We start from the raw sequence: 13,034 nt of genomic DNA, 5'->3' as shown, positions 1-13,034 counted from the left end.
AACCAAACTTAAAATTAATTTTAATTGATTTCTTATCAACGCTTTACGAAACAATGACTTAAGCCATCATGATTTTAATGCATCCTTTTGCGCTATACTGTGATAACGACTGTAAAGGAAGTACACCATCAAACCAATTCCGGTCCAACACAGAAATCCAATCCAAGTATATCTGTCCAGACCAAACATCATAGCTCCGCAGGTTACAATACCCAGTATCGGAACCAGGGGAACAAATGGGGTTTTAAAGCTGCGAGGTAAATCCGGTTGTGTTTTCCGAATCACAAGAATTCCCGCACTCACCAATAAAAAGGCTGACAGCGTACCGATACTTGTAAGATCACCCGTGAGTGAGCCTGGAAGAAATGCTGCAAAAAGTCCGGTGAACAGAAAGAAAATCATGTTAGATTTCCATGGCGTATGGAACTTCGGATGAATATCTGAAAATATTTTTGGAACCAATCCATCGCGTGACATTGAGTAGAAAACCCTTGATTGTCCGAGCAACATAACCAGTATTACAGATGAAAATCCTGCCAGAATTGCGACGGTGATAAAAGTTGCAAGCCAACCATAACCATGCATGTATGTTTGAATAGCATAGGTTACTGAAGCTTCTTTTCCCGCATTGCGGAAATCTTCATAAGATGCTACACCGGTGAGAACGTAAGAAAACAAAATGTATAGAAATGTGCAGATACCTAAAGAAAGCAGGATACCAATCGGCATGTCACGTTTCGGATTTTTTGATTCCTGTGCCGCTGTAGAGACCGCATCAAAACCAATAAAAGCAAAAAAGACAGTGCCTGCTCCCGCCAGAATTCCCATGAAGCCACCAAAATTATGTGAAGCCCCGGCTTTATCGATGTATGTTCCGGCAGGTGGAATAAATGGAATGTGATTTTGCGGGTTGATGAAGGACCATCCGAAGAGAATAAATAATAAAACAATGGCCACCTTAATCACTACGATAAAAGCATTAATTGTTGCAGAGTGCTGGGTGCCCCTGATGAGCAGCATGGAAAGAAGACCAAGTATCAGTATTGCCGGCAGATTGATAATGCCATGCATGGAGCCGTCAAGGCTTACTTCCAAGGGGGAATGGCACCATTCAAATGGTATCGTCATATTGAAATGAGCAAGCAGTTTATTCAGGTATTCCGACCATGCAATGGCTACGGTAGCAGCTCCTAATCCATATTCAAGAATCAATTCCCAACCAATAACCCAGGCAATGAATTCGCCGAGTGTAGCATAAGAATAAGTATATGCACTTCCGGCAATTGGAATGCTGGATGCAAATTCCGCATAGCAAAGTCCAGCGAAAAGACATCCGACTGCGGCAAGTACATAAGAAAGTGTTACAGCAGCGCCGGCGTGTTCAGAGGCAGCAGCGGCGGTTCTCACAAAAAGGCCGGCACCAATGATTGCACCAATTCCAAGCAACACGAGGTGCCACATACCTAATGTACGCTTCAGTTTATTGGAAGATCCATCTGCCTGTTCAAGCAGCTTAGCTATTGATTTTGTAACAAATAATTTATTGGCCATAATCTTTTTGATGCAAGTTTTAGAAGCGTATGTTGGATCATTTATAAAGCCACACCAAAATAAGGAACTACACAATTCCATTCATGTAATCCTGCAAAACTTTAGTGGAAGGGCAAAATAGGAATTATTTCAAGACCAAAAAATTATTCTGCACGACAGACAATTTCACTGCATTCATACTACGTATTGATTTGTTACTACCGCTTCAACATCTGATTCAATTATTAAAAAAAAATTATGGTGCAGTTGTAACGCATTTCCTATTAAATAAAACCTGAAGGTAAAAGAAGGTTACAAAATACCGGTAAGCCAGTCAGGCAGCATTCCGACAAGCAGCGTGAGCACAGCCAATAAAACAAGCAGCAATTGCATGACAAAGCTGATATTGATAGTTTCATCGCTTCCCTTTTTCATGAACGATGCAATAACCGGACGGAAGTAATAGTAAATACTGATGAATGAATTAATGACAGCAATTGCAACCATCCATACCCAACCATCTTTGATGGCTGCAGAGAAAATATAAAATTTTGCAAAGAAGCCTGCGGTTGGTGGAATGCCTGCCAACGAAATCATCGCTATTGCGAAGGTGATGGCAAGCATAGGATTTCTTTTCGATAAACCATTAAAGGCATCGGTATCATCACCAGCATTTTTTTCCTGCAGAACAGCAACCACTGTGAAGGCAACCACCGATGCAAGCGTATACGCAATTGCATAAAATAATACTGCTCCATTGGAAATCTCATTGGTTACCATTAATGCAAGCAGCATGTAGCCGGCATGTGAAATACTGGAATAAGCCAGCATTCGTTTTACACTTTTCTGATACAGCGCTATGATATTTCCCACGAACAGTGTAACGATTGCAACAGCCGCAATTAAAAACTGATAAGAAACTAAAGCCGGAGCAAAGCCCCACTGAAATAACCGAAGGAATGCCGCAAAGGCAGCGACTTTACCAACCGTTGCCATGTAACCGGTTACAATAGTTGGTGAGCCCTGATACACATCCGGCGTCCAGAAATGAAACGGAGCAGCTGCTACTTTGAATAACAAACCAATCATCAGCATGATAATACCTGCTACTACAAAAGGCTCAGGAGCTGACTGATGTAAGCCGAGATAATAGGCAATATCGATTACCATAAATGAACCTGTTGCTCCATACAACATCGCAATTCCAAACAATAAAAATCCGGTCGAGAAAGCACCCATCAGAAAATATTTGAGAGATGCTTCATTGGACAGTAAATCTTTTTTTCTCAACCCGGCCAATATGTATAAACTCAGCGATAATATTTCAATTCCAAGAAACAACATTAGTAAACTGGTAAATGAAACCATAACCACTGCACCGGCCAGTGAAAAAAGAATGATGGCATATACTTCCGCATAATGAGCATCCTTTGCATAATTCAGTTGGTGATAGATAATCGAAAGTATAAATGCAGCCAGCAGACAAACGATGGTGAAAGCTATGGCGAAGTTATCCATCCGCATAGCATCAAAAAAAACGACATTACTGTTCCAGCCGGCTCCAGCCAGATAACAGGAGATTGCCAATGCTGATAACGTTACTGTCAGAATCCATGAGCGGTCTTTGAATGTGCTGCCAATCATGGTAATTATTCCGGCTATAGAAAGTGTTATCAAGACATTCATAAGCCGCTGGTGATTACGTTAGGAGCATTAAAAATCTGAAGCAATTGTTGCACAGCCGGTTCGGTTATGTTTAAAAGAATAGCAGGATAAACACCAATAATCAAGATAAGCGCACAAAGCGGAATCAGAATAAAATTTTCCCACGTAAGTGTATCAACCGCGATTATTTTGTGATCCTTCACCTCTCCTAAAAAAACATGTCGATACAACCTGAACATATAAGCGGCACCCAGTATTAATGTAAGCCCTGCAAATGCGGCCATCCATGCATTGTGCTGATAGATTCCCATCAGCAATAAAAACTCACCGATAAATCCATTGGTCAGTGGCAATCCAACACTTCCCAATAAAACAATCATGAAGATGACACCAAATTTTTTCATTTGACCAGCAACTCCTCCCAACTCATCCATCCAGCGAGTACCGTATCTTCTTTCAATAAGGTCGATCATAAAAAACATGGCGACTACATTCACGCCGTGATTAAACATCTGAATCATTGCGCCCTGCAATCCCGAAATGTTGACAGCAAAAACACCAGCCGCAATCAATCCAACGTGGGCTATTGAAGAATAAGCAAGCAATCGTTTCAAATCCTGTTGCCGCCATGCAATCAACGAAGCGTATACGATGCCAATGATACATAGTATCAAAGCGCCATTACCCCAAGCTGCCACACCTTGCGGAACGATCGGTAATACCAGTCTGATCAAACCATAAATTCCCATTTTCAACATAATGCCGGCAAGTAACATGCTACCCGCTGCAGGAGCAACTGTATAAGTGTCCGGCTGCCAGGTATGAAAGGGAAAGATGGGAATCTTGATAGCAAAAGCGAGAAAAAATGCCCAGAAAATCCATGTTTGTTCGGTTGCGGAAAGGCCGAGGTGATAAAAAGATTGAATATCAAAAGTATGATTGCCGGGTGTTTTAAAGTATAAATAAATGATGGCAATCAGCATAAAAAGACTTCCTGCAAGTGTATAAATGAAAAACTTTAAAGTGATGGGAATGCTTTTTTCTCCACCCCAAATGGCACATATAAAATAGACAGGAATTAATGTGAGTTCATAAAACACATAAAAAAGGAAGGCGTCCTTTGCAATAAAAACACCCATCAGTCCCAGTTGCATTGCAAGCATCAATGCAAAAAAAGCTTTCGGACTTTTTATATCTGTCTGTAAAGTGGCAGCAACAATAAATGGATACAACAGGCCGGTGAGTAATACTAAAATCAATGAAATACCGTCGATGCCAATGTTGAAGTGAATACCTAAGGAAGAAATCCAGGGAACATCAAGTGATAGCTGCGCCAAATTGCCTGATGAAAACTGCACCCAGGCGAAAGCAGAAAGAGCAAAACTCAGCAAAGAACCTATTAATGCGATATTCCTGCTGTTATTTGCCGGCAACAGTAAAGTGAAAATTGTAAAAACCAAAGGAAGAATAAGAAGTGCCGCTGCTATCATCAGAATACATTGAGTTTAGCTAAACCAAAAAGCAGCATTAAGATAATACCGGCCACCATTGCAAAAACATAAAATCCGATATTACCCGTTTGAATTTTTCTAAACTGAGATCCCAGGTAGATGGTGAAATTTCCCATGCCATTTACAGTGCCGTCAATTATATTTTTTTCAATTGTATTTGTAAAAAAGTCTCCGATGATACCAAGTGGTTTAACTACAATACTTTCGTACAATTCATCAACATAAAATTTATGGTAAGAAAGTTTATAGAAAAATGGAAGCTTATCTTCATTGACAACCGCAGCTACTTTCTTAACTGCATATCGCTGATAAGCCATCCACATTACCAAGAGTAAAACAATAATTGAAAAAGCAACCAGCAGCCATTCAATCATTGCCGTATCCGGATGTGCCATGATTCGTGTATTCTGATTGAAAACCGGTGAGAGATATTCATGAATCCAATTGTGTTCAGTGAAGATTTCCGGCATTCCTAAAAACCCTCCAAGTGCTGCAAGCACTGCGAGTATAGTTAATGGAAGGGTAATACTTCGTGGAGATTCGTGGAGGTGTTCCTGTTGATGATGTGTTCCCCTGAATTCACCCCAAAAAACAGTGAAGTACAATCTGAACATATAAGCTGCTGTAAGCACAGAAGTGATGGAAAGAATAATAAACAGCGGTAATGAATTAGAGTAAGAGGCTGTTAAGATCGCATCTTTTGAAAAGAACCCGGCAAACGGAGGAATGCCTGAGATGGCAAGTGTTCCAATCAGAAATGTTGCTGATGTGATGGGTAACGCTTTTTTCAAGCCACCCATGCGGCGGATATTTTGCTCACCACTCATGGCATGAATCACACTACCTGCGCCAAGAAAAAGCAGCGCTTTAAAAAATGCATGCGTCATAACATGAAAAACGGCTGTGTCATAAGCAGATGATCCTAATGCGGCGAACATATAGCCCAACTGGCTGACTGTTGAATAGGCAAGCACTTTTTTGATATCACTTTGTGTCAATGCAATTAATGCAGCCATTAGCGCTGTGATCGTACCGACTACTGCAACAACGGCAAGCGAAACAGGGGCAATCGAATACAGAATGTTTGAACGTGCAACCATATAAATACCTGCGGTAACCATCGTTGCCGCATGAATAAGCGCGCTTACCGGCGTGGGACCGGCCATGGCATCGGGCAACCAGGTAAATAATGGTATCTGTGCACTTTTTCCTATGGCACCAATAAAAAGCAGCAAGGTGATGGCCACTATGAGCGAATCATTTGTTGCATATGCTGAAGCGGCAGGAAAAATTTTATCAAAATCACTTGAACCAAATGCAACAAATAACAGAAAGATGCCGAGAATAAAACCAAGGTCACCAATGCGGTTCATGATAAATGCTTTATTGGCGGCGGCACTATATTCCCGGTTTTTCCACCAGAAGCCAATCAGTAAATAAGAACACAGCCCCACTCCTTCCCAACCTATAAACATCATTACATAATTAGCCCCCATTACCAGCAACAACATGAAGAACAGGAACAGATTGAGATAGGCAAAGAATTTACCGAATCCTTCATCCTCCCTCATGTAGCCAATAGAATATACATGTATCAGAAATCCCACTCCTGTTACAATCATCATCATGATGATAGAAAGCGGATCGATGAGGAAAGCAAATGAAACCAAATAATTGCCGGCACTGATCCAGGAATACAAATCAATGTGCTGATTAACAGGTACCGATAGTGATTGTATGAAAAGGGAACAAACAATTATAAATGAACCCAGTACTGAACCGCATCCAATAATAGCAGCGGTGTTTTTGGGAATTTTACCAAAGCCCAATCCGTTAATCAGGAATCCCAACAATGGAAAAAAAGGAATCAGCCAGACAAACGAACTCATTGAGACAGCAGTTGATAGATTGGATGATGATTAACCTGATCGAATACAATGTATTCCAAGGCGCCCAAAAGTAAGATTCTTTTTGGTTCAGGAAAAGGAAATGGGAATTAAGAATTGAGATTTAGGAATTAGGAATTTTGAATTTTGAATAACTGTACAATGCAGTCAATATGCGATGATCAAATTATAACGATTCCTTTTTGAAATGCAGCTTTAGATTTTAGGTTCTTTTGAAAAGGATTGATTTCTATTATCATAGAATGTTAATCAACACTTTCCTTTTCATCCTCTTTTGACCGGTAGATATAGCGAATTTTAATTTCATCGGATGGCTTTGCAGACTCCTCATCGGTGCTGAACTTCTCCTCCGGACGCAATTCATTCCCGGAATACTCCTGCAACCTTTCTTTTTCATCATCGGTTTCAGACATCCACTCAGGCAACGGATCATTAGCTGGTCCATCACGCAAGTAATGGACAGAAAAATATACTCCTGCAAGAAAACCAAAAAGGTGAGCTTCCCACGAAACATCAGGAATATAGGGAAGCATTCCCCAGATCAGAGATCCATACACAAAGACAACGGCCATCGATAATGCCAGCAGACGCCGGTTACTGCGCAGGATACCGCTGAAAATGAGAAACGCTGCCATTCCATATACCAACCCGCTTGCGCCGATGTGATAAGATTCCCGGCCTAATATCCAAACTCCAAAACCATCAATAAACCAGATCCAGAGAAAAACTTTATAAGCAATACTCCGGTAGAAATAAATGAGTCCAAACCCAAGTACCAATAAAGGAACGCTATTCGACAGCAGGTGTCCGAAACTACCATGAAGAAAGGGAGTGAAAATAATTCCGCCTAATCCACCGAAAGTTCGTGGTAATATACCCAGCCATGAAAAATCGAGGCCGGTGGCATACTCCGTAAAATAGACAAGCCACAAAACACTAACAAAGTAAAGCGGAATCAGCATACTTACAGTAATCCGTTTTTTCTCTTCTTCCTTTTCAGTGATGTTTTCCATTTCTTGAAATATTCGCAACCTGAAAGTTGCTGTAAGATGATTCAAATTCCCGCGTGCCTGATAAAATCAAACCAACTTCCTAAATAAAGCAAATTCAGTAACCTTGTCACTATTGCTTATCTGATTCCCATTAGGTTCCACCTATTTGCTGACAGAATAACCTATCCAATTATTTATCTGAGAAATTAGCTTATCCACTTTATAGTTGAAAATACAACCGTGAATAAAAAAAATGTAATAGCTTTTTACTTATTGGTATTTAATTATATTTTGCAATTAATCCGGTTCACTTTCAACTAAAACCTACGCAACATGAGAGCATTAAAAATCATCGGCATTATCCTCGGAATGGTTGTGATCATTTTGATTGCTTTTGCCTTGTACATTGATTTCAGAGGTATTCCGCATTATAAAGCAGAAGATCCGGGAATCACCGTTCCTCCTGATTCTGCGATGCAGGAAAATGGAAAACGGCTGGCATCTATGTTGTGCCAGGATTGTCATTACAGCGCGGCTACAGACCGATTTACAGGAAGGAATTTGACTGATGCTGCTACTGCTCAATTTGGCACGCTCTATTCACAAAACATCACGCAGGATAAAGATTATGGTATTGGAAACTGGACAGACGGACAAATATTATGGTTACTGAGAACAGGCATTCTGCGAAATGGACGTTATGCTCCACCTTACATGCCCAAATTACCAAACATGAGTGACTACGATATAAAAAGCATCATTGTATTCTTAAGGTCTAATGATCCCTGGGTTGCACCTGCGGCGGTGCCCGATACACAATCGACCCCTTCTTTTCTCACTAAATTTTTATCTGTTATTGCGTTCAAACCTTTGCCATATCCAACATCTCCGATTTCAGGACCAGACACAACTAACGCAGTTGCGTTAGGAAAATATATTGTTACCGGCATGCTTGACTGTTACCCCTGTCATTCAGCAGATTTCAAAACCATGAATGTAGCGGAGCCTGAAAAGAGCAAAGGATTTATGGGTGGCGGAAACATGGTAGGTGTAAATCTAGAGGGACAAAATATGCAGTCAGCTAATCTTACACCTGACCTAGAAACCGGCATTGGCAAATGGACGGAAGAACAGTTTGTAAAATGCATTCGTTACGGTCAAAAACCGGATGGTACTCAATTAAGTTATCCGATGGTTCCGTTGCCACAATTAACCGACAGAGAAGCCAGGTCCATTTTCGCTTACCTGATGCAGTTGCCTCCAATTAAGAATAAAGTGGTTAATCCTGTGAAATGAACGAAAGCAGACGAAACTAAAACAGCGTTACTAAGCTGTTCATCTAATAGCACTTCCGGTTTACTGGCGTAACAATTTTATAAATCCATAAGCATCTGCCGATTGAAGAAAAACATTTCAGTCATTCCAAGTGAATTGCAATGTGGAAATATTTTTCTATCAAAGTACTTTTCTGAAAATGAAATTGCGCCGGATATTCCTATCAACTGATTGTTCCAATGCAGGTATTAATTGTAATTTCCCTTCTCAATTTTAACCATGAAAAAAGTTTTTGCCGCGTTATTGATCGCTTTAGTTTTCCTTTCCTGTGAACATAAAGAAATGTGTGACACACTAATTTTTAATGCAACTATTTATACGCTTGGCAAAGACAGTATGATCGCTGATGCCATGGTTATACTGAATGGAAAAATTAAAGCGATTGGAAAAAAAGATGATCTGGATAAAATATATGATGCCAAAGAAAAAATTGACCTGCAAAAGAAAACTGTGTATCCGGGTTTTATTGATTCACACTGTCATTTTTATTATTATGGAATAACACTTTCAGAAGCCTCACTTAACGGTACCACATCGTGGCAAGCAGTGATTGACACCGTACAAAAATTTGCTGCAGCCAGAAAAAAAGGTTGGATCATTGGTCGAGGTTGGGATCAGAACGACTGGCAGGACAAATCATTTCCAGATAAAAAACAATTGGATGTGCTATTTCCTGATCAGCCTGTTTTTTTACAGCGCGTAGACGGACATGCCTGCATTGTAAATCAAAGCGCGCTCGATCTTGCGCACATAACTGAAAAAACAAAAATCAGTGGTGGCGAAATAATTTTAGCTGGCGGATTGCTGACCGGAATATTACTCGATAATGCAATGGACTCGGTGAGTAAAATGATTCCACCTCATTCGCAGGAAGCTATTGAAGCAGCCCTGTTACAGGCACAATCGAATTGCTTTAAAGTCGGATTAACAACAGTAGATGACGCGGGTCTGGAAAAAAATGTGGTTGACATCATCGACAGCATGCAACGAAAAGGTCAGTTGAAAATCCGGGTGTATGCAATGCTTACAGACAATAATGAAAACAAGAACTATTATTTCAAAGCTGGTCCGTATAAAACCGATCGTTTAAATGTGCGGGCATTTAAATTTTATGCAGACGGCGCATTAGGATCAAGGGGTGCTTTGCTACTAAATCCTTATACCGACAAACCCAACAGCACAGGATTGCAATTGAGTTCTGCGACCTACTTTGAAGAACAGGCGAAATTGTGTTATGATCATGGATTCCAGATGTGTACGCATGCAATTGGTGATTCCGCAAACCGCATGATGCTGCACATTTACGGGAAAACGTTGGGAGGTCCAAATGACAAACGCTGGCGCATTGAACATTGCCAGGTTATAGCACCGGATGATTTTGAATTGTTTCAGCGATATACCATTATTCCTTCCGTGCAACCTACCCATGCAACCAGCGATATGTATTGGGCGATGGATCGCCTGGGAGTATTCCGTATCCGTGGTGCTTATGCTTACAAAGATCTGCTCATACAAAACGGATGGATTGCTGACGGCAGTGATTTTCCGGTAGAAGATATCAACCCGTTGTATGGTTTTTATGCAGCGGTGACACGCAAAGATCAAAAGGGATTTCCTGCGGAAGGATTTGAAATGAAGAATGTACTGTCACGCGATGAAGCCCTGAAAGCCATGACCATCTGGGCTGCTGCTGCTAACTTTGAAGAAGACGAAAAAGGAAGTCTGGAGCCGGGAAAATTTGCAGACTTCGTTGTATTGGAAAAAGATATTTTGAAGATACCGGAAGAAGATCTTTTTTCGGTTAAGGTGTTGGAAACTTATGTTGGAGGTGAGAAGGTGGATTGACAGTTGGATGTGCCAATGAATTGATGTGCCAATGTGCTGAAAATACAACGATAACTCATTTCTATAAAAAAGAGAATGCTGTAAAATTTTTCCTTAAAAAATGCTTTTCATTTTTTTTCCGCACCTTTTTCTTTCTAAGAAAATATTACCCTTTGCAAATTCCTGATTCTGAATTTTATTGAATTTGATGAATTTTGTGGAGTAACACTTACCCAACAGCAAACTGCATCCTAACCTTTCGTTTATATGTACTTATTACAGAAAGTGAGCAACAAATATCAGCCCTCGACAAAATACATATCAATCACCCCTTTATTTTTCGCTTCGATTTTACCACGATGGATGCAGGTGAATTTATCCTTTACTAATTCATAGGTGGTGCCGCTGATATTCACTTTCCCGATTCCGCCGCTGCTTTCCATTCTTGAAGCAGTATTCACTGTATCGCCCCAGATATCGTAAGCAAATTTTTTAATTCCCACGATTCCAGCCACTACCGGTCCGGTGTGAATTCCCAATCGCAATTCAAAATAAGGCTCCCCTTTTTCCATCCGCTCCTGTTTATTCTTTTCGATAAACTGCACCATCTCCAAGCCTGCTGATACCACATCAAACGGATGGCTCTTATTAGGTACAGGTAATCCACCGGCACACATATAAGAATCACCTATTGTCTTTATTTTTTCAATTCCATGATTACTTACAATACGATCAAACTCGCTGTAGCAATAATTAATTTCTGCTACCAGTTCTTCAGGGGTAAGTTTTTCACTTGCCAATGTAAAATTTTTGAAGTCAGTGAATAACACGCTGACTGAATCAAAACTCTTGGTCTTGGCAGTGCCTGTTGCCTTTAGTTCCTCGGCAGTTTCTTCAGGCAGAATATTTAACAATAAACGTTCGCTTCGTTTTCTTTCATTGGAAATTCTGTTCCGTTGCATAAAAAAAACACCAGCAAATAAAAGCACTACCGCAAAACCACCAATGAAACCGTTGCGAACCAAAACCTGTCTTTTAATTTCCTGATCCTGAATTTCTTTATCCTTAGTGAGCAGGTTTATTTGTGATTCCTTCTTTTCAAGATCAAACGTAAACTGCAGTGTTCCCAATTTTTTATCGGTATTAATATTATAGATGGTATCCTTTATTGCCAGCAGAAGATTCTGGTAATGAAATGCATTCGAGTAATCAGAATTTTTTGCATAAGCAAGAGACAAACCTTCATAGGCATCCTTTATCTCTGTAACTGCATTTAAAGGTATACCAACATCCAGTGATTGTTTATATGCATTGATGGCCGAATTGTTATCGCCTTTGGCATAATAAGCCTGCGCAAGTCCAACCAGTGACTGAGTCATATCCAGACGGGTGTCAAGCTTTTTTGATATCTCAAAAGCCTCTTCGTGATTTTTTAATGCTTTAGCATACTCTTTTTGTCTTGTATAAACTCTTCCAATATAGTTTAAAGAATAGGGCAGATCTTCAGTGCCTGCATAAGCTTTTACTGACTGGTTCAAATATAGAAGGGCAATCGAATCTTCGTTCATCTTATAATATAGTTCACCAAGATTAGCTGTTGTTGACCCAATTGAATATTCATCTTTGATGGCAAGGCTTAAATCATAAGATCGCAGAAAATATTCAAGTGCCTTATTGTACGTAGCAGGCTTATTTAGGTAAATCACGCCAATATTGCTAGAGTGATGTCAGAATTCTCAATGTATCTCCAATACCCTCTGACATTTTCAATGATTCTAAATGCAGCTCGAGTGCTTTTGCGTCGTCTCCCTGATTGAAGTAAACAGCCCCTTGGTTACTGAGCATATTAGCGACGCCTTTTTTATCATCTGCTGCATCATACACTTCCAAAGCCAGTTGCCAAGTATTAATTGCTTCCACATACTTTCCCTGCAAATAATACCCGATCCCCATATTTTTTAAAGCCAGTCCCAAGCCAGTTTTGTAATTGATTTCTTCTGCCAGCTTTTTGGAGGCTAAAGCTATAGTGACAGAGCTGTCAGGATTGGCATCAAACAAGCTCTTGCTAAGTGTGTTGAGTAATTTTACTTTATTTGAATCATCTTTTGCCGCATTGATTAACTTAATCAGACTGTCTCTTTCCGCACCATATGCAGCTGAATAAGCAGCAACAAAAAACAAAAGGAAAAACAGATTCAACGTGCCGGCAATTTTTAACATTTTATAACCCACTTGTTTTTTACTAAATTAAATCAATCCATTTTAATTCA

At 40.1% G+C, this 13,034-nt stretch carries 9 protein-coding genes; 2 read left to right on the top strand and 7 right to left on the bottom strand.

The annotated features are described in order from the left end of the window. Positions 1-66 precede the first annotated feature (66 nt). The 5 genes from IPO83_15570 to IPO83_15550 all read right to left on the bottom strand — a co-directional run bounded on the left by IPO83_15570 (position 67) and on the right by IPO83_15550 (position 7,626). The gene (locus IPO83_15570) at positions 67-1,551 is read right to left on the bottom strand and encodes an amino acid permease (protein ID MBK9732673.1); all 1,485 of its coding nucleotides are present in this window, start codon (positions 1,549-1,551) and stop codon (positions 67-69) included. 291 nt (positions 1,552-1,842) lie between these two features. Further along, complete coding sequence (locus IPO83_15565; protein ID MBK9732672.1) at positions 1,843-3,216, bottom strand: NADH-quinone oxidoreductase subunit N; 1,374 nt, start codon at positions 3,214-3,216, stop codon at positions 1,843-1,845. Next, positions 3,213-4,685 carry an NADH-quinone oxidoreductase subunit M gene (locus tag IPO83_15560; protein ID MBK9732671.1) on the bottom strand — a complete coding sequence of 491 codons (1,473 nt, stop codon included), beginning with the start codon at positions 4,683-4,685 and terminating at the stop codon, positions 3,213-3,215. Before IPO83_15560 ends, IPO83_15565 begins: the two co-directional genes overlap by 4 nt. After that, a complete protein-coding gene (nuoL, locus tag IPO83_15555; protein MBK9732670.1) occupies positions 4,685-6,595 on the bottom strand; it encodes an NADH-quinone oxidoreductase subunit L in 1,911 nt (636 codons plus the stop codon). Before nuoL ends, IPO83_15560 begins: the two co-directional genes overlap by 1 nt. Before the next feature lie 263 nt (positions 6,596-6,858). Next, positions 6,859-7,626 (bottom strand): rhomboid family intramembrane serine protease, encoded by a 768-nt coding sequence (locus IPO83_15550; protein ID MBK9732669.1) that lies wholly within the window; start codon positions 7,624-7,626, stop codon positions 6,859-6,861. 312 nt (positions 7,627-7,938) lie between these two features. Here IPO83_15550 and IPO83_15545 point away from each other — a divergent pair, with 312 nt between their 5' ends. Together IPO83_15545 and IPO83_15540 are read left to right on the top strand one after the other, a co-directional pair. Then, positions 7,939-8,901, top strand: a complete 963-nt coding sequence (locus tag IPO83_15545; protein ID MBK9732668.1) for a cytochrome c — start codon at positions 7,939-7,941, stop codon at positions 8,899-8,901. Between the two features lie 258 nt (positions 8,902-9,159). Continuing rightward, on the top strand, positions 9,160-10,785 hold the full coding sequence (locus IPO83_15540; GenBank protein ID MBK9732667.1) for an amidohydrolase: 1,626 nt from the start codon (positions 9,160-9,162) through the stop codon (positions 10,783-10,785). Positions 10,786-11,063: 278 nt separating this feature from the next. Here IPO83_15540 and IPO83_15535 read toward each other — a convergent pair whose 3' ends face one another. Beyond that, positions 11,064-12,143, bottom strand: a complete 1,080-nt coding sequence (locus tag IPO83_15535; GenBank protein ID MBK9732666.1) for a hypothetical protein — start codon at positions 12,141-12,143, stop codon at positions 11,064-11,066. A 337-nt stretch (positions 12,144-12,480) separates the two neighbouring features. Continuing rightward, a complete protein-coding gene (locus tag IPO83_15530) occupies positions 12,481-12,984 on the bottom strand; it encodes a tetratricopeptide repeat protein (protein MBK9732665.1) in 504 nt (167 codons plus the stop codon). Positions 12,985-13,034 lie beyond the last annotated feature (50 nt).

This window comes from Chitinophagaceae bacterium, from assembly GCA_016717285.1.
Taxonomy (GTDB): domain Bacteria; phylum Bacteroidota; class Bacteroidia; order Chitinophagales; family UBA10324; genus JACCZZ01.
This window is presented reverse-complemented; position numbering and strand designations above follow the sequence as displayed.

Coding starts and splice junctions, on each gene's coding strand:
- IPO83_15570 (MBK9732673.1), bottom strand. CDS start 1,551: ATGGCCAATAAATTATTTGTTACAAAATCAATAGCTAAGCTGCTTGAA.
- IPO83_15535 (MBK9732666.1), bottom strand. CDS start 12,143: ATGACTCAGTCACTGGTTGGACTTGCGCAGGCTTATTATGCCAAAGGC.
- nuoL (MBK9732670.1), bottom strand. CDS start 6,595: ATGAGTTCGTTTGTCTGGCTGATTCCTTTTTTTCCATTGTTGGGATTC.
- IPO83_15565 (MBK9732672.1), bottom strand. CDS start 3,216: ATGAATGTCTTGATAACACTTTCTATAGCCGGAATAATTACCATGATT.
- IPO83_15530 (MBK9732665.1), bottom strand. CDS start 12,984: ATGTTAAAAATTGCCGGCACGTTGAATCTGTTTTTCCTTTTGTTTTTT.
- IPO83_15560 (MBK9732671.1), bottom strand. CDS start 4,685: ATGATAGCAGCGGCACTTCTTATTCTTCCTTTGGTTTTTACAATTTTC.
- IPO83_15545 (MBK9732668.1), top strand. CDS start 7,939: ATGAGAGCATTAAAAATCATCGGCATTATCCTCGGAATGGTTGTGATC.
- IPO83_15550 (MBK9732669.1), bottom strand. CDS start 7,626: ATGGAAAACATCACTGAAAAGGAAGAAGAGAAAAAACGGATTACTGTA.
- IPO83_15540 (MBK9732667.1), top strand. CDS start 9,160: ATGAAAAAAGTTTTTGCCGCGTTATTGATCGCTTTAGTTTTCCTTTCC.